Here is a 25,149-nt window from a genome sequence, read left to right on the forward strand (position 1 = left end):
TTACGCAAAAAGTTTTAAAATTAGTATTAATTTTCTGCTCTTAAAACAAGGTTAGTTCATAATAATATTTTCTCCATTTTTATATCGGCTCTTTCATAAAGTCCTGCATCTAATGGTACTTCGACAAAACCGAACTTTTCATATAAATGCAGCGCTGGTAAGAGTTTTTTGTTAGAGTATAAAAGTATTTTTTTGATATTGTTTTTTTCGGCCAGATTCAGGCAGAAAACTAACATTTTATTTCCAATTCCCAAGCCTTGCGCTTTATCCGAAACAGCCATTTTTGCTAACTCAAATGTATCTTCATCCACTTTTATCAGGGAAAAAGTACCGATAATTTCGTTATCATATCTGGCATAAAAAATCATTCCGCCTTTATCAATAATTTCTTCCTGCGGATTAGAAAGTGTCAGTTCATCTTTTTCTTCAACTTTAAAATACTTTTGAAGCCACTCTTTGTTTAAAGTTTTGATATGTTCTTTTAAATCAGATGAAAAAGGGATTATTTCTACATTGTCTTGAGAATTCATTTCGGATGTTTTTTTGTCTTTCTTTGTGATAAATTCCTCATTTTATCTCTGTGTGATTTTTTACAAAGATTCTCAAAATTTCCGCAGAGATTCACAAAGATTTTAATTTAGTTTTAGTTCTCTTTTTCCATCCTCCAATAGCTCAATAGTAATTGTAGAATGTTCTTCCGGAATTAGACTGGCAATTTTTTCAGACCATTCGATAAAGCACCAGTTTCCTGAATACAAATAATCATCAACACCCATATCGAGTGCTTCTGTTTCTTTGTTTAATCGGTAAAAGTCAAAATGATAAACGGTTTGATTATTAGAAGTATAGTACTCATTAACTAAGGAAAAAGTAGGACTGCTTGTCGCGCCTTCAACTCCTAAAGTTTTGCATAATTGCTTGATTAAAGTAGTTTTTCCAACTCCCATTTCTCCATTAAAAAGAATGATTTTTTTTGGATTTGAAGCAATAATCTGCCCGGCAACTTCCTGAATTTGATCTAATGAAAAAACGATGTTCATTGTATATTTTATTTTTGCCACGAATTTCACGAATTTTCACGAATTAAAATTTAATTTTTAGTTTTAAAAATAAATTAGTGCAAATTTGTGAAATTCGTAGCGGCTTTCTTTACTTAGGATTAAAAACCAAAAACGGAATAATCATTTCTTCTAATGAAATACCACCGTGCTGGTAGGTATTTTTGTAGTAACTCACATAATGATTGTAGTTGTTTACATAGGCCAGAAAGAAATCATTTTTGGCAAAAATAAACGAACTGCTCATGTTTATAGCGGGCAAACCAATTACTTTTGGTTCTTTTACCACATACACATCTTTTTGCTCATACGTCAAACTACGTCCGGTTTTGTAACGCAAATTTAAACTTGTATTTTTATCTCCCACAACTTTCGACGGATTTTTTACATTTATTGTTCCGTGGTCGGTTGTCAGGATTAATTTGAAGCCTAAAAGCTGTGCCTGTTGGATGATTTCTAACAAAGGAGAGTTTTTAAACCAGCTTAAGGTCAGCGAACGGTAGGCCTTGTCATCAGAAGCTAATTCCTTTACCACTTCCATTTCTGTTTTGGCGTGCGAAAGCATATCTACAAAGTTGTAAACAACTGTAACAAGGTCATTTCCTTTTAAGGCTTTGAAATTTTCGGCTAATTTTTTACCGCCTGCATAATTGGTAATTTTAAAATAATCTTCCTTAATATTAAGTCCTAAACGTTTTAATTGTGCGGACAAAAATTCGGCTTCATAAAGATTTTTCCCTCCATCTTCTACGTCATTTTTCCAGTATTCAGGATGCTTTTTTTCCATATCCAAAGGCGTTAAACCTGAAAATATTGCATTTCTGGCATATTGAGTAGCTGTTGGAAGGATAGAGAAATAAGGAACTTCTTTTTCTAATTTATAATAATTTGAAATCACTGTTTCAAAAGATTTCCACTGATCGTAACGCAAATTATCAATTACCACAAATAAAATAGGTTTGTCTTTCTTTTTTATTTCCGGAACAACTAATTCTTTAAATAAATCATGCGACTGAATAGGTTTGTCTGCTTTGGGTGCAAACCAGTCTTCATAATTACGCTCGATATATTTTCCGAACTGAGAGTTGGCTTCAACCTTTTGTGATTCAAGGATTTCAATCATCGCCTGATCGTTAATGTCTTCCAGCTTTAATTCCCAGAAAAGTAATTTTTTATACAATTCAACCCAGTCTTCATACGAATTAACCATCGCTAATTCCATGGAGATTTTTCTAAATTCTTTCTGATAATCAAGAGTAGTTTTCTCGGTAATTAACCTTGAATCATCGAGATTTTTCTTTAAACTCAATAAGATTTGATTGGGATTTACCGGTTTTATCAGATAATCGGCAATTTTAGAGCCTATAGCTTCTTCCATGATGTATTCTTCCTCACTTTTAGTGATCATAATCATCGGAATAGCTGATTTTTTTTCTTTCATCTCAGAAAGCGTTTCCAGACCGCTCATTCCGGGCATATTTTCATCAAGGAAAACAATGTCAAAATTATCTTCTTCAAATAAAGTAATGGCGTCTAAACCATTATTGGAGGTGGTAACATGGTAATTTTTCTTTTCAAGAAATAATATATGTGGTTTCAAAAGGTCGATTTCGTCATCAACCCAAAGTATTTTTATCTTATCCATAAACGAATTTTAATTTTATTGCAATTTACAAGGTATAGAACTTAAAAAGTATTAAAAATAGTATAAAATTCAGAATAAAGAAATGCGTTTTTTTTATTTAAATTATTTTAGAATGAAATTTCTTTAATTAACGATTAGTATTAAAACTTAATATTTTTAAGTAAAAATCAGAAAACTCTTTATAGTTATTTACTTATATTTGTTGACTTAAAAAATAACCAAATAGTGACTCACATTAATAAGTTAAAAATATTCAATGATCCCATTTACGGGTTTATTTCCATCCCAGACGAGCTTATTTACGATTTAATCCAGCATCCGTATTTTCAGCGTTTGCGCCGTATTTCTCAAATGGGTTTGTCTTATTTGGTATATCCGGGAGCCAATCATACTCGTTTTCATCATGCATTGGGCTGCATGCATTTAATGCAAAAAGCAGTTGAAACCCTTCGTTTCAAAGGTGTTGCGATTTCTTCTGAAGAAGAAAATGCACTATATATAGCTATTTTGCTGCATGATATTGGTCACGGGCCATTTTCGCATGCCATGGAAAAAAGTATAGTTGAAGATGTCAATCATGAAGCTATTTCATTATTGTTTATGAATAGGCTGAATGATGAATTTGACGGTAAATTAAGTTTGGCCATTCAGGTTTTTAAGGGTGAATACCATAGGAAATTCATGCTGCAACTGATTTCGAGTCAGTTGGATATGGACCGGATGGATTATTTAAAACGTGATAGTTTTTACACCGGTGTTGCTGAAGGAAATGTAAATTCTGAACGATTAATTCAGATGATGAATGTTGTTGACGGAGTTTTGGTTATTGAAGAAAAAGGGATTTATTCTGTTGAAAAATTCCTGCTTTCCAGACGATTAATGTATTGGCAGGCTTATTTGCATAAAACAAGTTTGGTGGCAGAGTTAATTTTAATGAAAGTATTAAAAAGAGCCAAAGAATTAACGCTGAAAGGAGTGAATTTACCATGCAGCGAGCCTCTTCAGTATTTTATGAAGAACAAAATCACATTAGAAAACTTTGATGCTGATAAGCTGGATTTGTTTTCGCAACTGGATGATTTTGATATCATAAGCGCTCTGAAGGCATGGCAGAAACAAGATGATTTCATACTTTCTACTTTGAGTAAAATGATCATTAACAGGGATTTGCTTAAAATAAAACTGAGTGCAGAAAAAATTCCGATGGAGGAATCACAATCGTTAAAAGAAGAATTTGCAGAACAACATCATATATCGGCAGTAGATGCAGGTTATTTTATTTTTAGAGGAAAAATAAAAAATCAGGCCTACAGCAAGGAAGCTGAACCTATAAGGATTTTGAAAAAAGACAAAACAATTGAAGATGTTGTTGAAGCTTCTGATCAGTTGAATTTGAAATCGTTATCTAAATTGGTGACAAAATATTACATCTGTTTTCCAAAACAACTTATCTAAAATTAACATTTAAAATCTATTTTTTATATTTTTGTCGCGATGAAATTTACAGCAGAACAAATAGCAGGAATTTTAGAAGGAGAAGTTGTTGGGAATCCCAACGCAGAAGTTTCCCGTTTATCTAAAATCGAAGAAGGTGAGGAAGGATCCCTTACTTTTTTGGCTAATCCTAAATATATCAACTATATATATACTACAAAAGCATCAGTAACTATTGTTAACGACAGCTTTATACCAGAATCTGAAATCACTACTACTCTCATAAAAGTTGAAGATGCTTATGCTTCTTTTTCTAAACTTTTGCAGTTTTATAATCAGGTAAAATTGAATAAAAACGGGATAGAACCACAATCTTTTATGACGGAAGGAACTAAATACGGAGAAAATCTTTATTTGGGAAGCTTTAGTTATATTGGACAAAATGTGGTTTTGGGTGATAATGTAAAAATATATCCAAACAGTTTTATTGGTGATAATGTTGTTATTGGTGATAATGTGTATATTTTTGCAGGCGCTAAAATATACTCTGAAACTATAATTGGCAATTTTTGCACTATACATTCAGGGACTATAATTGGTGCTGATGGTTTTGGTTTTGTGCCAAATGAAGAAGGTGTATATAGCAAGATACCACAAATTGGTAATGTTATTATAGAGGATAATGTAGATATTGGTGCCAATACTACAATAGACAGAGCAACTCTGGGATCTACGATTATCAGACAAGGAGTTAAATTGGACAATCAGATACAGATTGCACACAATGTAGAAATTGGTAAAAATACTGTAATTGCAGCACAATCAGGTGTTGCGGGTTCTACAAAAATTGGTGAAAACTGTTTGATTGGTGGGCAGGTTGGTATAGCAGGCCACTTAACTATAGGAAACAATGTGAGGCTGCAGGCTCAATCGGGAGTAGCAAAAAACATTAAGGATAATGAAATCCTTCAGGGAACGCCGTCACTTGGGTATACAGATTTTAACAAATCATATGTTCATTTTAAGAACTTACCTAAAATTGTGACCGAACTGGAAGAATTAAAAAAACAAGTAATAAACCCAAAAAATGGAAATAATGGTTAAACAGAAGACCATCAAGAATGAAATTTCACTAACAGGAGTTGGACTACATACTGGAAAAGAAGTTACAATGACTTTTAAACCTGCTCCAATTAATAATGGTTTCACTTTTGTGAGAGTTGATTTGCAAGGTCAGCCAATTATTGAAGCTGATGCTAATTATGTTGTTAATACGCAGAGAGGTACAAATCTTGAAAAATTAGGAGTAAAAATTCAGACTCCGGAACACGTTTTAGCTGCAGTAGTTGGTTGCGATTTGGATAATATTATTATTGAACTGAATGCCTCTGAACTACCAATTATGGATGGTTCATCAAAATATTTTGTTGAAGCGATAGAAAAAGCAGGAATTGAAGAGCAGGATGCTAGTCGTAATGTGTATGTGGTAAAAGAAGTTATTTCATTTACTGACGAAGCAACAGGAAGTGAAATTCTTGTAATGCCAAGTGATGACTATCAGGTTACAACAATGGTAGATTTTGGTACTAAAGTTTTAGGTACTCAAAATGCCACACTTAAAAGTATTTCTGATTTTAAAGCAGAAATCGCAAGTTCAAGAACTTTTAGTTTTTTACATGAATTAGAATCATTATTAGAAAACGGACTTATTAAAGGTGGAGATTTAAATAATGCAATTGTTTATGTAGATAAAGAAATTTCTGCTTCTACAATGGAAAATTTAAAGAAAGCATTTGGTAAGGATGAAATCTCCGTAAAACCTAACGGTGTTTTAGATAACTTGACTTTACATTACCCAAACGAGGCTGCAAGACACAAATTACTTGATGTTATTGGAGATTTGTCTCTTATTGGGGTTCGTATTCAGGGAAAAATTATTGCAAATAAACCAGGGCATTTTGTAAATACTCAATTTGCTAAAAAACTGGCTAAAATTATTAAAATAGAACAAAGGAATCATGTTCCGGTTTATGATTTAAATCAGGAGCCCCTGATGGATATTCATAAGATCATGGCGATGCTTCCTCACAGGCCACCATTTTTATTGATTGACAGAATTATTGAAATGTCTGATCGTCATGTGGTTGGTTTGAAGAATGTAACAATGAATGAAAATTTCTTCGTAGGTCACTTCCCTGAAGCTCCGGTGATGCCAGGAGTTTTAATTGTAGAAGCAATGGCACAAACAGGAGGGATTTTAGTTCTAAGTACAGTTCCGGACCCGGAAAATTATTTGACTTATTTTATGAAAATAGATAATGTTAAATTTAAGCATAAAGTATTGCCTGGTGATACCTTAATTTTCAAATGTGAATTGATTTCTCCTATCAGAAGAGGAATTTGTCATATGCAGGCAAATGCATACGCAAATGGAAAATTAGTTACTGAGGCAGAATTAATGGCGCAAATTGTAAAAAAACAATAATAGTTTAATCAAAATTATTGTTTACGTTTGTTGCCCAAATCAGACTATTTTTAATTAAAAATATAAAACATACAGATGAATCAACCATTAGCATATGTTCATCCTGGCGCTAAAATCGCTAAAAATGTTGTAATTGAACCTTTTACAACGATTCATAATAATGTTATTATTGGTGATGGTACCTGGATTGGTTCAAATGTAACCATCATGGAAGGTGCCCGTATTGGAAAAAATTGTAATATTTTTCCTGGGGCTGTAATTTCAGCTGTTCCACAAGACTTAAAATTTGGAGGTGAAGATTCTTTGGCTATTATTGGTGACAATTGTACCATCAGAGAATGTGTAACTATCAACAGGGGTACAGTGGCTTCAGGGCAAACTATTCTGGGAAATAATTGTCTGGTTATGGCTTATGCACACATTGCACACGATTGTGAAATTGGTAACAATGCTATTATCGTAAACGGGGTTGCACTGGCAGGTCACGTGGTTGTTGGTAACCATGCTGTAATTGGTGGCTTAGCTGCTATTCATCAATTTATTCATATTGGAGACCATGCTATGATTTCTGGTGGATCTTTGGTTAGAAAAGATGTTCCTCCATATACAAAAGCTGCAAAAGAACCATTATCTTACGTAGGAATAAACTCTGTAGGTCTGAGAAGAAGAGGTTTTAGTACTGATAAGATAAGGGAAATTCAGGAAATTTACAGAATTTTATACCAAAAAAATTACAATACAACACAAGCTTTGAGTATAATTGAGGCTGAAATGGAAGCTACTCCAGAGAGAGATGAAATTTTAGATTTTATCAGAAATTCATCAAGAGGAATCATGAAAGGTTATTCAGGAAACTATTAATTTTAGAGTTTAGATTTCTAAATTGTAAATTAAAAAAAATAAAAATAAAATAATGTAGAATTTAATCTTGTTGAGAATCTAAAATCTACATTCTAAAATCTAAAATAAAAAACAAAATGGCGTCTACATCAGATATTAGAAACGGATTGTGTATTAAATTCAATCACGATATTTATAAAATCGTTGAATTTCTTCACGTAAAACCTGGAAAAGGTCCTGCATTCGTAAGAACAAAATTAAGAAGTTTAACTACAGGAAGAGTATTAGATAATACATTTTCTGCCGGACATAAAATTGACGATGTGCGTGTTGAAACGCATAATTACCAATTTTTGTATGCTGAAGGTGATGAATTTCACTTTATGAATACAGAATCTTTTGAGCAAATTTCTTTGAATAAAAATATCTTAGATGCTCCGGGTTTATTAAAAGAAGGAACAAGTGTAATGGTTCAGGTAAATACTGAAACTGATTTACCTTTATCAGTAGATATGCCATCTTCTGTAATTCTTGAAGTAACTTATGCTGAGCCGGGAGTAAAAGGAAATACAGCTACAAATGCTACAAAATCTGCTACGGTAGAAACCGGAGCATCAGTAAACGTTCCGTTGTTCATCAACGAAGGTGATAAAATTAAAATTGATACTGCTTCGGGTTCTTATATGGAGCGTGTAAAAGAGTAGTTTCTTAATTGAGATGATTTGTCAATGAGTCAATTAGAAAATTTTTGAATAGACATAATTTTGAACATTCATTTTTCTGGCTGACTCATTTTCTAATTGACACATTTTCTAATTGACAAATTTTCTAATTATAAAATATGAAATTTCCAAAAGTTCACTCTTTACAAGAAATTGCAAATTTGCTCGGGTGCGAATTTATAGGTGACCAAAACTTTCCGGTTTTAGGCATGAACGAAATACATGTTGTTGAGCCTGGAGATATAGTTTTTGTAGACCATCCAAAATATTATGATAAAGCTTTACAATCGGCTGCGACTATTGTCTTAATCAATAAGAAAGTAGAATGCCCGGAAGGTAAAGCTCTTTTAATTTCTGATGACCCTTTTAGAGATTTTAATACTTTAACCAAACACTTTAAACCTTTTCAGTTTGCAAATGTTGCTGTTTCAGCTTCTGCGGTTATTGGAGAAGGAACTGTTATTCAGCCTAATTCATTTATTGGTAATCACGTACAAATCGGAAAGAACTGTCTGATTCATTCAAATGTATCTATTTATGACCATACGGTTATTGGCGATAATGTGATTATTCATGCCGGTAGTATTTTGGGAGCTGATGCATTTTATTATAAAAAACGTGCAGAAGGTTTTGATCAGCTGATTTCCGGAGGAAGAGTTGTTATTGAAAATAACGTTGGTATTGGTGCATTATGTACTATTGACAAAGGCGTTACAGGAGATACAACCATTGGAGAAGGGACTAAAATAGACAATCAGGTTCATGTTGGGCATGATTCAGTAATTGGTAAAAAATGTCTTATTGCTTCACAGACCGGTATTGCGGGTTGTGTGATTATAGAAGATGAAGTAACTATCTGGGGACAAGTAGGGACAACAAGTGGTATCACAATAGGAGCGAAGGCTGTTATTATGGGACAAACAGGAGTGACAAAATCGGTTGAAGGAGGAAAATCTTATTTTGGAACTCCAATCGAAGAATCAAGAGAAAAGTTAAAACAATTAGCCAATATCAAAAAGATTCCTGAAATTTTAAATAAATTGAAGTAATATGTCGATAAAAGAATTTGTTCAAAAATTTTATAAGTCGGATGCCCTGATTGACAGCGAGATCATGAAAACGTATTTACATCCTGATGTAAAGTTAGATTGGCATAGCACCAAAGGTCTAATCGAAATGGATTATAACACGATGTTAGATATGGCTAATGAGCTTAGTCGTGCGTATGTCCGTTCAAAAGTCAGGATTAGCCATATTATAGCTGAAGATGATTTAGTATCAATACGTTATTCCCACTACGTTAAAACTATAGAAAACCCGAGAGAAGAAATGTTGCTGGCTCATTTTTCTACCATTTGGCAAATTAAAGACAATAAATTATATCGTGGTTATCAGATGAGTCAATTTTCTTGATTTTTTTGATGACAAAAAGGTTAAAATACATTACAAAACCTTACTTTTGCAACACAATTTTAAAAACTACATAAAATATATATCATGAGTGTTTTAGTTAATAAAGATTCCAAAATAATTGTTCAGGGATTTACAGGTAGCGAAGGAACTTTCCACGCTTCTCAAATGATTGAGTACGGTACTAATGTTGTAGGTGGTGTAACTCCCGGAAAAGGTGGTACAAGCCATTTAGATCGTCCAGTTTTTAATACAGTAAAAGATGCTGTAGATCAGGCTGGTGCTGATACATCTATCATTTTTGTTCCGCCGGCTTTTGCTGCTGATGCAATTATGGAAGCTGCTGACGCCGGAATTAAGGTAATTATTGCTATTACAGAAGGAATTCCTGTAGCAGATATGATTAAAGCAAATAATTATGTTAAAGAAAGAAATTCAAGATTAATCGGACCAAACTGCCCTGGAATTATTACTCCGGGTGAAGCTAAAGTTGGTATTATGCCAGGTTTTGTTTTCAAAAAAGGAACAGTTGGTATCGTTTCTAAATCAGGAACTTTAACGTATGAAGCTGCTGACCAGGTTGTAAAACAAGGTTTAGGAATTACTACGGCTATTGGTATTGGTGGAGATCCAATTATTGGAACTACAACTAAAGAAGCTGTTGAATTATTAATGAATGACCCTGAAACTGAAATTATCATCATGATTGGTGAAATTGGAGGTCAATTAGAAGCTGATGCTGCTAAATGGGTTAAAGCTGATGGTAACCGTAAGCCAGTTGTTGGTTTTATCGCTGGAGAAACTGCTCCTGCTGGTAGAACAATGGGTCACGCAGGTGCTATTGTTGGTGGTTCTGATGATACAGCTGCTGCTAAAAAACAAATTATGAGAGACAACGGAATTCACGTTGTTGATTCACCAGCTGAAATTGGTAAAAAAGTAAAAGAAATACTTGGATAATTTTCATTTCCGATCCTGAAACTTCGGAACGGAATGAAATATCAAATTTCAAAAAAGTCTCAATATTTCTTGAGACTTTTTTATATTTTAGTATACTGAGGTATAAACAAAAAAACATAGCGTCTTAGAACCTCAGTATCTTAGAAGCTTAAAAAAATAATATGTACAAAGAATTAGAAAAGTTTAAAGTAAGCAACAGTTTTACTTTTACAGTAGAGGACAGCTTAGAACAGGCTTGTAACGCACCGGAATCTGGCGCAGGAGTATTTGTTGTTTATGCTGTTGAAGGTGATGCAAAAGAATTAATCATGGTAGGTTCAACAGGGACTGTCCAAAATGATGGAACTTTGAAAAGTAAGAATGGCGGTCTTTATGATAAAATCGTAAATGGACATCAATTTGCTAAGACAGGAAGAAAATATTCATGGCCTGCACAAATGAAGCTGGAAAACATTTCAGCTTTAGAAGTAGTTTGGTATGAAACATTTAATGCTGATTCAAAAGGTATTCCGACTACTGTTGAAGGACAGGTTTTGCAAAATTTTCTGGATGAAAATGCAAAACTGCCAAGATGGAATGTTGCGTTCTAAAAAGCAATCGATCAAGAATAAAAAAGCCCTGCTATAATTAGTAGGGCTTTTTTATTTTTCAGATTTTTTTTTCATTTTCAGTGCAAACTGCAATAAAATGTTAAAATTGTCTTAAAAACGAATTTAGGTTAAATCTTACAATTTTTAAAAAATAACAATTTTATTTTACCTTAAAAATTATGGTTATTCACTGTAATATAGGAAAAAGAGATAGTTTTTCAATGTTAGAAAACTGTCTCTTTTTTGTAAATAAATTGTTTTTAAATTTTTGCTTTTATATATTTATCGCACAATGTAGAATAATAATGTTAAAAAAATATTTTCTCTGCATTAACAAAAGGAGCTATTTTTAATAATACTATCCCAATCAAATTATGAAAACTAAAATTTCACTAACCACTTTTGATGATAATGCACTTTGGGTAAGCCTCAAGGAGGGTGATGAAAAATCATTTTCTATTTTGTTTGAGAGGTATTATAGTGATTTAGTAAGTTATGGGAATTCGCTCTCTCCATTTGAAGAGAAAGTACAGGACTGCGTGCAGGATGTATTTACAGATATTTGGGTTTATAGAAATAGTTTGCAGAGTTCAGTAGTCGTAAAAGCCTATCTGCTGTCAAGTGTTCGTAAACGAATTGCGCGTTTAAACGAAAGAGACCATATTTTTCGTAAAGCCGCAAGTACTGATTCTGTTGCTTTTTTATTAAAATTTTCGGTAGAACATGATCTTATTGACGATGATTACGTTACAAAAGAAAAAGTTTCTCACCTTAATAAATTATTAAATGATTTGCCAGAAAGGCAAAAAGAAGCTCTATATCTGAGATACCATCAGGGACTAACGGTAGAGCAAATTGCAGAAATGCTGGATGTAAATTACCAGTCGGCAAGTAACTTATTATATCGCGGTTTACTTACTCTTCGTAAGGAATGGAAAGGAGCTTTTTCCTTAATAGCGGTATTATCATCAGGCACTTTTTAATTTTTTTCAAAAAAAATAAAAAAAAATCACAATTTGGTGAGTATATAATAAGAGTTCTGTCCTCTATGTTTTTGTAACCTCATTTAATACATGCAAAAACGTAATAAATATACCGAAATTGAAGATTTTCTATCTGATGAATCATTTCAGCTGTGGATTTTATCTAAAGTAGATGAAGACAACTGGGAAGAATGGACATTAGAGAGTCAACAACGTGCAAAATTGGTTGAAGACGCAAGATTGTTTTTACTTGCCATGAAAGTGCCAAATTCAAAATTATCACCTTCTGATATTTACAATGCGTTGCAGACAACCTGGCAGAAAATTGAAAACAAAGAAAATAAAATTGATTTATCCAAAAACAGTAATTTAAGATTTCTTAGAAAATATTTCTTTTATGGTGTTGCTGCATCATTGCTGTTTGGTTTAATGTCAGTTTGGTTTTATAGAAATACAATCAATGTTACCCACGAAGCTGTAACCTATAATGAACTTATTGATACCAATAGTGAAGGATTGGTTGAACAAACAAATAATTCGGACAAACCACAAATTATTACCTTATCTGATGGAAGTTCTGTTTTATTGCAACCCAATAGTAAATTAAGTTATCCTAAAATCTTTACCGGAAACGAAAGAAAGGTTTATTTATCCGGCGAAGGTTTCTTTGAAATTAGTAAAAATCCTAAAAAACCTTTTTACGTTTATGCAAATGAAATTGTCACAAAAGTTGTCGGAACCAGCTTTAGAGTTAAGGCTTATTCTGATCAGCCCAATGTGGAAGTTCTTGTTCGCACCGGTAAAGTTAAGGTAAAATCTAATGAACTAGTTTCATCCTCTGAGCAGGAGGTTGTCCTGCTTCCTAACCAGGCGTTGCGTTTCGTGCGCAGCGATTTGGTTTTTAAGAAAATTACAAATATTACCCAGGATGAAGTACTCGTAAAGAGTGTTGGAAATATTGAGCAATTAAGTTTTGAATTTAATGATATCCCTGTTTCTCAAATTTTTGAGACAATAGAGCAGGCTTACCTGATTGATATTGATTATCCTGAAAACAAATTAAAAGATTGTCATCTTACAACTTCTCTTAGTGATCAGCCGCTAACAGAAAAATTAAAAATTGTCTGTAGAAGTATTGGTAATAATACCAATTTTGAGATGAACGGAAATCAGATTATCATAACATCGGAAGGATGTAATTAATACCAATTTTGAAATTAATTATGTCTGATTCTGTTGTTTTAAATTGAATTTTTTTGATGTAAAATCTCATGATTTAACAAATAAAACATAATGTATTTCTTTAAAAACAGTAAAATTTAAACCCCTGAATAAAGTATTTAAAAATTTAAAATAAACGCCTATGTGAATTTAGAATGCAAAAAAAAGTGCCGAAATGCTGTAACATTCCGACACTCAATAAGGTTGAATTTCTTTCTGTAAAAAGGAATTCAATTGTTTCTTAAAATACGCTCTAAACAGTATTAATCAAAACAAACCAAAATTATGAAAAAACCAGTTGTTAAACAACGATTACTCCATCGAATCATGAAAATAACACTATTTCAGTTTGTCTTAGCGCTTGTATTTTCAAGTGTTGCTATGGCTAACGATATAAATGGACAAAAGAAATTAGATACCAAAGTAACAATTACAGTTGAAAATTTGACTTTGGACAATACACTATCTAAACTTTCAAAATCTGCTCACGTAAAGTTTTCTTATAATTCAAGAATAACTCAACTGAACCAGAAAATTAGTATAGAGGCTAATGACGAAGCATTATCGGATATTTTGTCCAGAATTCTGGAGCCTTTAAATATCACTTATACAGAAATTAGTAATCAGATTGTATTGCAAAAAAGCAATAAAAATCTTTTTACAGGCGCAGAAACGCAAAATACATTATTTGATATTTTAGCGCAGGGGCCAATCATTAAAGGAAAAGTAACTGACCCAAGCGGTGTTCCGCTTCCGGGTGCAACTGTTTTGGCTAAAGGAACAAAAATTGCTGTTCTGACAGATTTTGATGGAAATTTTTCGATCAACATGCCTGCAAACAGTACAGCATTGGTGATTTCTTATGTTGGTATGGAAACTAAAGAAATCGGAATAGAAAATACGTCTCCTACAGTAATTTTAAGTGAAGCTGGCCAAAACTTAAAAGAAGTTGTTGTAACAACAGGTTACGAAAAAACATCTAAAAGAACTTTTACCGGAGCAATCAGTAAAATTTCAGGTGCCGAATTAAAAGTTGATGGTGTAGTAGATGTCAGCAGAATGATTGAAGGAAAAGCAGCAGGGGTTACGGTTCAAAACGTTACCGGAACTTTTGGTACAGCTCCAAAAATTACTGTTCGTGGATCTTCTTCAATCTTTGGAGATACAAAACCATTATGGGTTATTGATGGTGTTGTACAGGAAGATATTATCAATATGTCATTTGCAGATTTAGCTTCAGGAAATTCATCAACATTGTTAAGTTCTTCTGTAGCAGGTTTAAATGCTAATGATATTCAAAGTATTGAAATTCTTAAAGATGCATCTGCAACTTCTATTTATGGTTCAAGATCTTTAAACGGAGTTGTGGTTGTTACTACAAAACAAGGTCGTAGAGATTCACCTCTAAAAGTGACTTATTCTGTAGAGAATACCGTAAGAACTGTGCCTAGTTATACACAATATGATATCCTGAATTCTCAGGAATCTATGAGTGTTTTTCAGGAAATGAAAGCAAAAGGTTATCTTGACTTAAGTTCTTCATATACTGGAAGATTTGGTGGAGTATATAATATTCTTGCAAAAGAAATTAATCGCTACGATACATCAAATGGTCAGTTTGGCGTTAAAAATGAACAGCCGTACATCAATAATTTTCTAAAAAAATATGAATTAGCAAACACAGACTGGTTTAGTGTTTTGTTCAGACCTTCGATCACTCAAACTCATTCCTTAAGTTTTTCAGGTGGTGGAAAAAACAATACATTTTATGCTTCTTTAGGATACTATGGAGATCCGGGATGGACTATTGCTGATAATGTTAAACAATTGTCATCTAACATAAAAGGAACTTTTTATGTAAATGACAGATTAAATGTTACTTTATCCACATTAGGATCTATTCGTAATCAGGGTGCTCCTGGAGCTTATGAAAGCAAACAAGACGTTGTATACGGTCGTACTACAAGGGATTTTGATATTAATCCATTTAATTATGTTTTAAATACCAGCAGAACTTTGAGGCCTTATGATGAAAATGGTAATTTTGAATACTACCAAAACAACTGGGCTCCAATGAATATTGTTAACGAATTACAAAACAATACATTAGATATAAAAGTAAATGATATTCGTTTCCAGGTGGATGTTGATTATAAAATCAACAAGAACTTAACTTATAATCTTACTGGTTCTGCACGTTATGCCAATACCTCGAGAGAGCACAAAGTTATGGAAGGATCAAATGTTGTAGGTGCCTATAATGCTGGTGTAGGGGATAATATAAATACTAAAATACAAGATGACAACGTATTCTTGTATCAGGACCCAAATGATCCGACTGCTCCAAAAGTATCTGTATTGCCAAGTGGTGGATTCTTAAGAAAATTCACTAATGATATGACTTCATATAATATCAGAAATAGTATTACTTATAGAAATACAATTAAAGATAAACATGAACTTGAAGGTTTCTTTGGTACAGAACTTAGATCAGTAGACAGAAAAAATGACAATTTTACTGCTGTCGGAATTCAATATGACAAAGGTCTTACTTCTTTTATTGACCCTAGAATGATTGAAAAAATTGTAAACGGAGGAGATTCTTATTATGAATTTGGTGAAGAAAGAGAAAGAACAGTAGGTTTCTTTGGAAAAGTAGGTTACACTTACGATCGTCGTTATACAGGATCTATCACAGGACGTTATGACGGATCTAACAGACAAGGAAACAGCGGTTCAGGAAGATGGCTTCCAACATATACTTTTAGTGGAAAATGGAATGTGGCTGAAGAAAAATTCATGAAAGATGTTGAATCTATAAATACTCTGGCGCTAAGAGCTTCATACGGACTTACTGCAACTGCTGGTCCGGCGACAAATTCATTAGCTATTTATAAAAGTTATATCACAGATCGTTTTAATCTTTCAGACAGAGAAAATGCAATAAACATTGAAGATTTGCAAAATAGCGATTTGACCTGGGAGAAACAATTTGAAACTAATATTGGTGTTGATTTAGGAATGTTTAATAACAGAGTACAGTTGACTGCAGACGTTTACAGCCGTAAAGCGTTTGATTTAGTTGATTATGTAATTACTTCTGGTGTAGGTGGAGAAGACGTAAAACAAGGTAATAATGCCGATATGGAGACAAAAGGTATTGAGCTTGGTTTTACAACACAAAATATTTCAACAGATAATTTTAAATGGTCAACAACATTAAACATGTCAGTTTATGATCAGAAAATTACAAAATTAGCCAACAGACCATCAGCTTTTGATTTAGTAGATTCAAATGGAGGAAATGCAGTTGGACACCCTAGAAATTCTATTTACTCTTACCAGTTTACAGGATTGAATAATCAGGGTTTACCAACCTTTAATTTACAGGACGGAGCAGGGAGTAACATTACCGGAGCTGATTTTCAGGATACAAATGATGTTACCAAATATTTGAAATATGAAGGGTCTATTGAGCCAAATAAATCTATTGGTTTAGCGAATACATTTACTTATAAAAACTGGTCATTATATGTTTTTGTAGTAGGTTCAGGAGGAAATAAAGTTCGTTTAAACCCGGTTTACAGTAATGAATACAATGATTTAACTGTGTTTACAAAAGAATATACAAACAGATGGATTAATCCGGGAGACGAAAATTATACAAACGTTCCTGTAATTGCAGATAGATTATTAAACAGAAATTATGGAACTAATGATTTAGCAATTGCATACAATACCTATAATTTTTCTGATGTAAGAGTTGCTGATGGTGATTTTGTAAGATTGAAAAATGTTTCACTTAGCTGGGAATTTCCAAAAGATTACAAAAGAAAATTAGGTCTTAGCACATTTACGCTAAAAGGATCAGCAGTAAACCCTTGGTTGATTTATTCAGACAAAGCTTTACACGGACAAGATCCGGAATTCCGTAATACCGGAGGGGTAGCTTTGCCTATTACATCACAATATACTTTTGCTATAAATATTTCATTTTAATAAATTGATTATGAAAAATATAAAAATAACTTTATCGCTATTGATATTGATCACGCTCACAAGTTGTGATGATTTTTTATCAGAAGTACCAGATAACAGAACTCAAATAGATACACCGGAAAAAATATCAGAATTATTAGTAACTGCCTATCCTGACAGAACTTATGCAGTAATTGCAGAAACAATGTCTGACAACGTTTTTGACAGTGAAATGGCGGCATCTAATATAGATAATGCCCAGAGTTTTAACTGGGAAATGCAAACTCAGTTTGGTGTTGATACCGAAGGAGATTTCTGGAATTCATGCTATAGAGCCATTGCAGCTGCAAATCAGGCATTGGTTGCAATTGACGAACTTGGAAACCCTTCCAGTTTAAATCCGCAAAAAGGAGAAGCATTATTTGCAAGAGCATACTCGCACTTTATGTTGGTTTCATTCTGGTCACAACGTTATAATCCTGCAACTGCGGCAACAGATTTGGGTATACCATACGTAACAAAACCAGAAACAGCATTGCTGGCACAATACAAACGTAATAGTGTCAAAGAAGTGTTTGATTTTATTGAGCAGGATATTACAGAAGGGATGAAGTATGTAACAAGTAATTACAAAGAACCAAAATACCATTTTAATGTACAAGCTGCGAAAGCTTTTGCCAGCCGTTTTTATTTAGTAAAAGGAGATTGGGATAAAGTATTGGAATATTCAAAAGATCTGGGTTCAGAACCAACAAACCTTAGAGATTATGATGCTTTTAATGCTGCACCATCTGCTGAAAAAGAAATTGTGTATTCAAGAGTTGAGAATCCAACAAACCTGTTGGTGGCTTATCCAAACTCTATTGCAGGAAGAGGGTATGTAAACAGATTTTATCTTTCTGCCAACAGAGCAGACGAAATTTTAGGTTCTGATACGTATCTTTTTGGAAAACCGTGGTTAATCTATACATCACAGTTTTATGAAAATAATGTTTTGATGCCTAAGTTTTACGAATACTTTAAGTATACAAACGTAACTGCAGGTATTGGAGAGCCTTACACAGGAACAGTACTGTTGAGTAATGATGAATTTTTCTTAAACAGAATTGAAGCTCATGTAATGAAAAATCAATTGTCAGAAGCAAGGGCTGAATTGCAATACTTTTTAGGAACAAGAATTGAAGATTATGATCCTTCAACAGATATCTTAACTGAAGAATATATTGTCGATACATATCCGGCTGTTGCAAACGAGTTCACTCCGTTTTATGCTTTGACACCGCTACAAACATCTTACATCAAAGCTATTGCAGAAGCAAGAAGAAGAGATTTTATTCAGGAAGGAATGAGATGGTTTGATATCAAACGTTTTGATCTTGTTGTAACACATAACACAGTTCAATTCGGACAAGTAGTCAGAAATAATGTTTTGACAAAAGGAGATAAGAGAAGAGCGTTGCAAATACCGCAAAGAGCATCAGATAATGGTATCGAAAAAAATCCTAGATAAAAATTTAATTTTAAATAGTATGAAAATATTAAAAGTACAAAGATTTATTGCAATAATTACCGGAGCAGTATTATTTGCAGCCTGTGCTCATGAAGATCAGCCTACAGAAAGTCAGTTAGATTATTCAGTGCCTAGTAAAACTCCTTTAGATCAATGGATTACGAGTAGTTTTTTAGATCCTTACAATATCAAAGTATATTATGAGTGGAACCAGAATTTGGTAGACAACAATCGTTTCTTGTTTCCGCCAACAGTAGATAAAGTACAGCCTGCACTTGAGATCGTAAAAAGAATCTGGATTGATAGTTATTCTACTATCGGAGGAGCTGATTTTGTTAAGAAAATTTCACCAAGAGAATTTGTTTTAGTGGGAGGAACAAACCTTAATACAACAGGTACACAGATATTAGGTTTAGCAGAAGGAGGACAAAGGGTTACGCTTTTTCAGGTAGATTATCTGAACAAAAATAGCAGACCGGATGTAACCGAATTTATTCATACTATTCAGCATGAGTATGTTCACATCCTAAATCAGACAAAACCATTTGATGTACAGGCCTGGTCAAAATTAACACCATCGGGATATACTTCAAGCTGGTATATTTATTCACTTGCAACTTCAAGAGAATTAGGATTTATTACAAGTTATGCGAGATTAAATGTTTACGAAGATTTTGCAGAAACAGCATCAACAATATTAACATATTCAGAAGCAGAATATGCAGCGTTTCTGGCAAGTGTGGTTAGCCCGACAGCCAAAGCGAATCTGATTAAAAAAGAAGCTATTGTTGTTCAGTATTATAAAGATGCTTTCGGTATAGATTTTTATGCTTTAAGAGATGAAGCACAAAAGAATACAGATGAAGTTATTGAACTATAAAACATCCTGAACATTAATTATAAAAATTAATATTATGAAAGTAAAAAATATACTTAAGTACCTTGTTATTGTTTTTACAGCAATATTATGGGCTTCTTGTAACAACACAGAAGTTGACGATAAATTTGACAGTACACCAACAGAGCGTCTAAATGCTCAGAAAAAAGAATTAAAGGATCTTGTACTTTCGTCAGATAAAGGATGGAAATTAGTTTATTATACAGACAGTACACAATTAGGAGGTTTTACCCATTTATTTAAATTTCTTCCTGACGGGAAAGTAGATATGGCATCAGATTATGATGGTGATACTTCTATTCACAGAAGCCAGTATGATATCCAGTTGGGTAGTGCCGTAAGTTTAGTTTTTACTACTGCCAACAGAATCCATTTGTTGTCTCAGTCTGATAATTTTCCAACTCCAGCACTTTTGGGAAAAGGATATCTTGGTGATTTTCAGTTTTTCTATTATGGACAGGAAAATGGAGAGATTATTTTTAGAACAAACAGAAACTTTCAGGAAATAAGATTTGTCAAAGCAACCTCTCAGGATTGGACAGACTTAGCCGGAAATACTCCAATTATCGAACATATTACCGGAGACATGGAAAGCCCATTATTCAGGCTTTTAGAAATAAACGATGGAGCAGCAGTACATCAATATGAATTTGATTTTAATTCTGATGCCCGATTTGGTGTTGCAACATCTTTAGATTCTGATGATAGTCACAATTTGGCTTTATCCTATACTCCTACAGGAGCAATAGTAAAACCGGCTGTAGTAGTAAAAGGTCAAAAATTATCAAACTTTGTGTATGACGCCGCAACTAATAATTTTGTAGCAACAGGAACGGGTGGAGTAAGTGCAACTATTAAATTCACAAATTCACCGCCAATAATTACAGATGATTACAAAAAATTATTGGATGGACAGCCACAAATGGTAGTTGGTTATATAGCAGCTAACCTATATACAGCTTCTACAACTTCTGATTATTTCAGATACTTGATTGATAAAGCAAATGCAACTTTACCAGCTAATCAAAAAATTGCCAGAATCCAGATTTATTTTAATTCACCTTTTGGAACTTATATACAATACCGTTTCAATGGAGGAAAACCAAGCCTGTATCACACAGTAACAACCAGTGAAAATACAGCCAATAAAACAATTGTTTTAACTGATGATTATTGGGATGATGGCGCAGCAATAATTCCAACACCTGGCTTCTTAGCCGAACTGGATGCAGAATTTCTGACTACCGCAGGATTATATGTAAAAAGAGAAGATTTTAAAATTACGTACACTAACACTATTTATACATTTACCAGTGCATCAAGCAGTTTTAGAATGACTACTTATCAGTTGTAGAAAATTTTAGTTTTTAATTTATTTTGAGAAGAGACAGCTCAGAATTTTGAACTGTCTCTTTTAATTGCTCACTATTAAAAAATTAAAGATAATATGATCAAGAAAATTTTTACACCAGCTCTTGTTGTAGTTCTTATCTGGGGAATTGGACATTTATTAATAAACCAGTATTACTATGAGTACCTAAGGCCTTATCAATATCTATCGATAATCCTTGCAATTCCCTTTGCGATTTATAATTTAAATAAGCAAAGAAAAGAAGACAAAATCAATAATACGGAAAATTTTAAATCGTCAATCTACAGCATGTTGTTTATGGCTGTAATAATGATAGCTTTCTTTTTTATCACAAAACAAGATCACATATAAAGTTTTAGTTTTAATTTTTATTTTGAAGAGAACGGCTCAATTTTGAGCTGTTTTTTTTCTCTGGTTTTTTAATTTAACACGATTAGTCTGAATCTCAACGGACATAAAATGATTGAGCTAATGAATATCTAATACATTTACTATTATGTTGAAATCAATTTTAAATTCAAGAGGAGTTGAAGTGCTTGGTAAAGAAGAGCAAAAAAACATTATCGGAAAAGGAGCACCGGTACATCCGGTTTGTTCAGATGGTAACTGGGCTCCCGTGGGGGCAAATCCGGCAAATTATCCAAATTTTCCATGTGCAGATATTTATGAGCCAGTACCATGTCTTCCAACATTTTTACCGGACGGAACTATTATTGAATGTTAAAAATTTGAATGTTAAAAAATTAAAAACCGTTTTACTTTCTAAAACGGTTTTTTTTAATTTGATTATCTAATCAATAGGATTATTGAAGCCATTTTTTCAATGACAAATTTTATTAAACGCCCAAATAATCTATATTTGTATTTCAAAAAATAAAAACGAATACCTAAATATGAAATTACTAGAAGGAAAAGTTGCCATCATTACTGGCGCAAGCCGCGGAATTGGAAAAGGAATCGCTGAAGTTTTTGCTAAACACGGAGCAAACGTAGCATTTACATATAGTTCGTCTGTAGCATCTGCTGAAGCACTTGAAGCTGAACTTAATAGTCTTGGCGTAAAAGCAAAAGGATACCAATCAAATGCAGCTGATTTTAATGAAGCGCAAACTTTTGTTGACGCTGTTTTGGCTGATTTTGGAACCGTTGATATCTTAATCAACAACGCCGGAATCACAAAAGACAACCTGTTAATGCGTATGTCTGAAGCCGATTTTGATCAGGTAATTGATGTTAACCTGAAATCTGTTTTTAATATGACAAAAGCAATTCAGAAAACTTTCCTGAAACAACGTGCAGGTTCAATTATCAATATTAGTTCTGTAGTTGGAGTATCCGGAAATGCAGGGCAGACTAACTATGCAGCGTCTAAAGCCGGTGCAATTGGTTTTACAAAATCTGTAGCACTTGAATTAGGTTCAAGAAATATTCGTTGCAATGCAATTGCTCCAGGATTTATTGAAACTGAAATGACTGCAAAATTAGGTGAAGATGTAGTAAAAGGATGGAGAGAAGGTATTCCTTTAAAAAGAGGAGGAACTCCGGAAGATGTTGCAAACGCATGTTTATTCCTGGCTTCAGACCTTAGCGGTTACGTTACAGGACAAGTTCTTAATGTTTGCGGAGGAATGCTTACCTAAAATTGTTAATTGTTAATGGTTTGTTGTTTATTGTTCTGCAACCAAAAACGATAAACTCAAAACTATAAACTAAAATATATATGACTACAAACACGATTTTATTATTATTACTTTCAATAGTAATAGCGGGTGGTTTGTCGTATTTTCAATATTTTTTCAAAGCCAAAAGTAAATCCAATGTGATTATACTTTTGGCTTTTTTACGTTTTTTGGCCATTTTTGGACTATTGGTTTTACTGATAAATCCGGTTGTGACAAAAAACTCCCTGGAGATAACAAAAACACCCCTGGCAATTGCAGTAGATAATTCAGGATCTGTCACTGCTTTAAAATCAGATAAAAAAGTTCTTGAATTGTATAAAGAATTAACTTCTAATGCTGCACTTCAGGAAAAATTCGATATTCAGTCGTATCAGTTTGATGCGGACTTAAAATCTTCAAAAGAATTTGATTTTAAAGGAAAGCAGACCAATTTAGACGCAGTCGCGAAGGATTTAAAAAGCATCAACAGAAATATCATTTTTCCGACCGTTATTATTACAGACGGAAATCAGACTACAGGAAATGATTACGTATATCGTTTTGATCCTGTCAATAAAGTTTATCCTTTGGTTGTGGGAGATACAACCACTTTTTTTGATTTAAAAATCAATCAGCTGAATGTAAATAAATACGCATTTCACAAAAATAAATTCCCTGTCGAAGTTTTTCTGCAATATGCAGGAGATAAAAATACAACGGCCGATTTTTCTATTATGCAGGGAAATTCAGTTGTCGCAAAAGAAAAAGTTTCTTTTTCATCTGCAAAGAAAACGGCAACTCTAAATTTGCTTTTACCTGCAGACAAAGTAGGATTGCAGATTTTTAAAGCCAGTATTTCTTCTAATACAAAAGAAAAAAACAGCTATAATAATATCAAGAATTTTGCTGTTGAAGTAATTGATCAAAAGTCAACAATTGCAATAGTTTCATCCATAAACCACCCGGATATTGCAGCACTGAAACGTTCCATAGAATCTAATGCACAACGTAAAGTAATATTGGTTAAGCCAAATGAAATCAATTTATTACAGGATGTTTCTGTTTTAGTTTTGTATCAGCCAAACACGGCATTTAGGGCCATTTTTGACAACAATAAATTAGCCGGAACAAATACCTTTATTATTACCGGAAAAAATACAGATTTTAATTTCCTTAACCAGCAACAGAACAACCTGGTTTTTAAAATGAGCGGGCAGGTAGAAGATTATTTAAACGAATTTCAGTCACAATTTAATTTGTTTGCCATTGACAATATCGGTTTTGAAAATTTCCCGCCACTACAAAATGTATTCGGAACAGTTTCTACAAACGGAAATGTATCTGTTTTGCTTTCTTCAAAAATCAGAAATGTTTCTACAAATGCACCTTTATTGGCTTTCGCCGAAAATCAAAATAAAAGAACCGCATTTCTTCTGGGTGAAAATAGCTGGAAATGGCGTATGCAAAGTCATATAGACAACCAGTCTTTTGAAAAATATGATGTTTTTATAGATAAAATAATTCAATACCTGGCGTCAAGTACTTCCAGAAAATCATTGGTGGTAACGCATGAAAGTTTCTACAATTCAGGAGAAGCCATCGTAATAAATGCACAATATTTCAATAAAAACTACGAGTTTGACGAAAAAGCAAGACTTACGATCAGTATCACAAATGCTGAAACCAAGCAGACTAAAAACTACGATTTATTAAAAGGAAACAATTCTTTTTCTGTAAATTTGGATGGATTGTCTGCAGGAAAATATAATTTTTCAGTAAAAGAATTAAACACAAACACCAGTTATTCAGGTCATTTTGAAATTTTAGATTTTGATATTGAAAAGCAATTTGTAAATCCGGATGTTTTGAAATTGAAACAATTAGCTTTACAAACCAATGGAAAAGCATTCTTTGAAAATCAGGCAGATCAGTTAATTAATACTCTTTTAGAAAATAAAGAATACAAATCAATTGAAAAAAACATTTCAACCAAAACTCCCATAATTGACTGGATTTGGCTGTTGGTTTTAATTGCTGCTCTTTTAACAACAGAATGGTTTGTAAGGAAATATAATGGACTTTTGTAGTTTTTTTGATATTCAGTTAATTTGTTCCAAAATGAAAAAATCTGTCCTTTTATTATTTATATTTTTACTTACATTTAAATGTATTGGGCAAACTTCTGAAAAAGAAAAATCGAATTCTGCAATTGAAAATCTAACTCAATACAGACAAGTATTTTGGGATAGTTTACCACAACCAGTAGGCTGGACAAATGATTACGAAGGAATTTTTTCTGTTAGTGAGAAAGAAAAATTAGATAATCTAATTATTGATTTTGAAAAAGAAACTACAATTGAATTGGCAATTGTAACTATTGAT

Annotated in this window: 21 protein-coding genes and 1 pseudogene; 19 read left to right on the forward strand and 3 right to left on the reverse strand. The window is 33.0% G+C overall.

All coding sequences use genetic code 11. The annotated features are described in order from the left end of the window. Positions 1-56 precede the first annotated feature (56 nt). The 3 genes from DCO46_RS08855 to DCO46_RS08865 form a co-directional block, all read right to left on the reverse strand. Positions 57-530 carry a GNAT family N-acetyltransferase gene (locus tag DCO46_RS08855; RefSeq protein WP_116752202.1) on the reverse strand — a complete coding sequence of 158 codons (474 nt, stop codon included), beginning with the start codon at positions 528-530 and terminating at the stop codon, positions 57-59. A gap of 102 nt (positions 531-632) precedes the next feature. Then, positions 633-1,040, reverse strand: a complete 408-nt coding sequence (tsaE, locus tag DCO46_RS08860; RefSeq protein ID WP_116752219.1) for a tRNA (adenosine(37)-N6)-threonylcarbamoyltransferase complex ATPase subunit type 1 TsaE — start codon at positions 1,038-1,040, stop codon at positions 633-635. Between the two features lie 109 nt (positions 1,041-1,149). After that, a complete protein-coding gene (locus DCO46_RS08865; RefSeq protein WP_116752203.1) occupies positions 1,150-2,703 on the reverse strand; it encodes a bifunctional response regulator/alkaline phosphatase family protein in 1,554 nt (517 codons plus the stop codon). A gap of 225 nt (positions 2,704-2,928) precedes the next feature. Here DCO46_RS08865 and DCO46_RS08870 point away from each other — a divergent pair, with 225 nt between their 5' ends. The 19 genes and pseudogenes from DCO46_RS08870 to DCO46_RS08965 all read left to right on the forward strand — a co-directional run. Then, the gene (locus DCO46_RS08870; RefSeq protein ID WP_116752204.1) at positions 2,929-4,158 is read left to right on the forward strand and encodes an HD domain-containing protein; all 1,230 of its coding nucleotides are present in this window, start codon (positions 2,929-2,931) and stop codon (positions 4,156-4,158) included. A gap of 39 nt (positions 4,159-4,197) precedes the next feature. Further along, the gene (gene lpxD / locus DCO46_RS08875; RefSeq protein WP_116752205.1) at positions 4,198-5,241 is read left to right on the forward strand and encodes a UDP-3-O-(3-hydroxymyristoyl)glucosamine N-acyltransferase; all 1,044 of its coding nucleotides are present in this window, start codon (positions 4,198-4,200) and stop codon (positions 5,239-5,241) included. Further along, on the forward strand, positions 5,234-6,622 hold the full coding sequence (locus DCO46_RS08880; protein WP_116752220.1) for a bifunctional UDP-3-O-[3-hydroxymyristoyl] N-acetylglucosamine deacetylase/3-hydroxyacyl-ACP dehydratase: 1,389 nt from the start codon (positions 5,234-5,236) through the stop codon (positions 6,620-6,622). The genes lpxD and DCO46_RS08880 overlap by 8 nt, the downstream gene beginning before the upstream one ends. 75 nt (positions 6,623-6,697) lie before the next feature. After that, positions 6,698-7,483, forward strand: coding sequence for an acyl-ACP--UDP-N-acetylglucosamine O-acyltransferase (gene lpxA / locus DCO46_RS08885; RefSeq protein WP_089050747.1), 786 nt, complete (start codon positions 6,698-6,700; stop codon positions 7,481-7,483). Positions 7,484-7,599: 116 nt separating this feature from the next. Next, positions 7,600-8,166, forward strand: a complete 567-nt coding sequence (gene efp / locus DCO46_RS08890) for an elongation factor P (protein ID WP_026985157.1) — start codon at positions 7,600-7,602, stop codon at positions 8,164-8,166. A 137-nt stretch (positions 8,167-8,303) separates the two neighbouring features. Beyond that, positions 8,304-9,233 (forward strand): UDP-3-O-(3-hydroxymyristoyl)glucosamine N-acyltransferase, encoded by a 930-nt coding sequence (locus DCO46_RS08895; RefSeq protein ID WP_116752206.1) that lies wholly within the window; start codon positions 8,304-8,306, stop codon positions 9,231-9,233. A gap of 1 nt (position 9,234) precedes the next feature. Continuing rightward, complete coding sequence (locus DCO46_RS08900; protein WP_116752207.1) at positions 9,235-9,597, forward strand: nuclear transport factor 2 family protein; 363 nt, start codon at positions 9,235-9,237, stop codon at positions 9,595-9,597. Between the two features lie 84 nt (positions 9,598-9,681). After that, the gene (gene sucD, locus DCO46_RS08905; protein WP_089050750.1) at positions 9,682-10,554 is read left to right on the forward strand and encodes a succinate--CoA ligase subunit alpha; all 873 of its coding nucleotides are present in this window, start codon (positions 9,682-9,684) and stop codon (positions 10,552-10,554) included. Positions 10,555-10,715: 161 nt separating this feature from the next. Beyond that, on the forward strand, positions 10,716-11,144 hold the full coding sequence (locus DCO46_RS08910) for a hypothetical protein (protein ID WP_116752208.1): 429 nt from the start codon (positions 10,716-10,718) through the stop codon (positions 11,142-11,144). 374 nt (positions 11,145-11,518) lie between these two features. Beyond that, the gene (locus tag DCO46_RS08915; RefSeq protein WP_116752209.1) at positions 11,519-12,127 is read left to right on the forward strand and encodes an RNA polymerase sigma factor; all 609 of its coding nucleotides are present in this window, start codon (positions 11,519-11,521) and stop codon (positions 12,125-12,127) included. A gap of 90 nt (positions 12,128-12,217) precedes the next feature. After that, positions 12,218-13,330 carry a FecR family protein gene (locus DCO46_RS08920; RefSeq protein WP_116752210.1) on the forward strand — a complete coding sequence of 371 codons (1,113 nt, stop codon included), beginning with the start codon at positions 12,218-12,220 and terminating at the stop codon, positions 13,328-13,330. Positions 13,331-13,633: 303 nt separating this feature from the next. Next, positions 13,634-17,347 (forward strand): SusC/RagA family TonB-linked outer membrane protein, encoded by a 3,714-nt coding sequence (locus DCO46_RS08925; RefSeq protein ID WP_116752211.1) that lies wholly within the window; start codon positions 13,634-13,636, stop codon positions 17,345-17,347. 10 nt (positions 17,348-17,357) lie between these two features. Continuing rightward, positions 17,358-18,836 (forward strand): RagB/SusD family nutrient uptake outer membrane protein, encoded by a 1,479-nt coding sequence (locus DCO46_RS08930; protein ID WP_116752212.1) that lies wholly within the window; start codon positions 17,358-17,360, stop codon positions 18,834-18,836. 19 nt (positions 18,837-18,855) lie between these two features. Next, positions 18,856-19,716, forward strand: coding sequence for a putative zinc-binding metallopeptidase (locus DCO46_RS08935; protein ID WP_116752221.1), 861 nt, complete (start codon positions 18,856-18,858; stop codon positions 19,714-19,716). A 34-nt stretch (positions 19,717-19,750) separates the two neighbouring features. Next, positions 19,751-21,088 carry a DUF4302 domain-containing protein gene (locus DCO46_RS08940; protein ID WP_116752213.1) on the forward strand — a complete coding sequence of 446 codons (1,338 nt, stop codon included), beginning with the start codon at positions 19,751-19,753 and terminating at the stop codon, positions 21,086-21,088. Positions 21,089-21,602: 514 nt separating this feature from the next. Continuing rightward, complete coding sequence (locus DCO46_RS08950; protein ID WP_116752215.1) at positions 21,603-21,830, forward strand: hypothetical protein; 228 nt, start codon at positions 21,603-21,605, stop codon at positions 21,828-21,830. 169 nt (positions 21,831-21,999) lie between these two features. Next, entirely contained in the window at positions 22,000-22,746 is a 747-nt protein-coding gene (gene fabG, locus DCO46_RS08955) for a 3-oxoacyl-[acyl-carrier-protein] reductase (RefSeq protein WP_116752216.1), read from the forward strand. Positions 22,747-22,826: 80 nt separating this feature from the next. Beyond that, positions 22,827-24,854: a hypothetical protein gene (locus DCO46_RS08960; protein ID WP_116752217.1), complete on the forward strand. Its 2,028-nt coding sequence runs from the start codon at positions 22,827-22,829 to the stop codon at positions 24,852-24,854. Positions 24,855-24,885: 31 nt separating this feature from the next. Next, positions 24,886-25,149 (forward strand): annotated as a pseudogene (locus tag DCO46_RS08965) (TPM domain-containing protein); the annotation flags it as partial.

This window comes from Flavobacterium sp. HTF, assembly GCF_003105115.1.
Classification (GTDB): domain Bacteria; phylum Bacteroidota; class Bacteroidia; order Flavobacteriales; family Flavobacteriaceae; genus Flavobacterium.

Bases quoted from the DNA above. Each gene is read 5' to 3' on its own strand.
- DCO46_RS08855 (WP_116752202.1), bottom strand. From the start codon at position 530: ATGAATTCTCAAGACAATGTAGAAATAATCCCTTTTTCATCTGATTTA.
- tsaE (WP_116752219.1), bottom strand. From the start codon at position 1,040: ATGAACATCGTTTTTTCATTAGATCAAATTCAGGAAGTTGCCGGGCAG.
- DCO46_RS08865 (WP_116752203.1), bottom strand. From the start codon at position 2,703: ATGGATAAGATAAAAATACTTTGGGTTGATGACGAAATCGACCTTTTG.
- lpxD (WP_116752205.1), top strand. From the start codon at position 4,198: ATGAAATTTACAGCAGAACAAATAGCAGGAATTTTAGAAGGAGAAGTT.
- DCO46_RS08880 (WP_116752220.1), top strand. From the start codon at position 5,234: ATGGTTAAACAGAAGACCATCAAGAATGAAATTTCACTAACAGGAGTT.
- lpxA (WP_089050747.1), top strand. From the start codon at position 6,698: ATGAATCAACCATTAGCATATGTTCATCCTGGCGCTAAAATCGCTAAA.
- efp (WP_026985157.1), top strand. From the start codon at position 7,600: ATGGCGTCTACATCAGATATTAGAAACGGATTGTGTATTAAATTCAAT.
- DCO46_RS08895 (WP_116752206.1), top strand. From the start codon at position 8,304: ATGAAATTTCCAAAAGTTCACTCTTTACAAGAAATTGCAAATTTGCTC.
- DCO46_RS08900 (WP_116752207.1), top strand. From the start codon at position 9,235: ATGTCGATAAAAGAATTTGTTCAAAAATTTTATAAGTCGGATGCCCTG.
- sucD (WP_089050750.1), top strand. From the start codon at position 9,682: ATGAGTGTTTTAGTTAATAAAGATTCCAAAATAATTGTTCAGGGATTT.
- DCO46_RS08910 (WP_116752208.1), top strand. From the start codon at position 10,716: ATGTACAAAGAATTAGAAAAGTTTAAAGTAAGCAACAGTTTTACTTTT.
- DCO46_RS08915 (WP_116752209.1), top strand. From the start codon at position 11,519: ATGAAAACTAAAATTTCACTAACCACTTTTGATGATAATGCACTTTGG.
- DCO46_RS08920 (WP_116752210.1), top strand. From the start codon at position 12,218: ATGCAAAAACGTAATAAATATACCGAAATTGAAGATTTTCTATCTGAT.
- DCO46_RS08925 (WP_116752211.1), top strand. From the start codon at position 13,634: ATGAAAAAACCAGTTGTTAAACAACGATTACTCCATCGAATCATGAAA.
- DCO46_RS08930 (WP_116752212.1), top strand. From the start codon at position 17,358: ATGAAAAATATAAAAATAACTTTATCGCTATTGATATTGATCACGCTC.
- DCO46_RS08935 (WP_116752221.1), top strand. From the start codon at position 18,856: ATGAAAATATTAAAAGTACAAAGATTTATTGCAATAATTACCGGAGCA.
- DCO46_RS08940 (WP_116752213.1), top strand. From the start codon at position 19,751: ATGAAAGTAAAAAATATACTTAAGTACCTTGTTATTGTTTTTACAGCA.
- DCO46_RS08950 (WP_116752215.1), top strand. From the start codon at position 21,603: ATGTTGAAATCAATTTTAAATTCAAGAGGAGTTGAAGTGCTTGGTAAA.
- fabG (WP_116752216.1), top strand. From the start codon at position 22,000: ATGAAATTACTAGAAGGAAAAGTTGCCATCATTACTGGCGCAAGCCGC.
- DCO46_RS08960 (WP_116752217.1), top strand. From the start codon at position 22,827: ATGACTACAAACACGATTTTATTATTATTACTTTCAATAGTAATAGCG.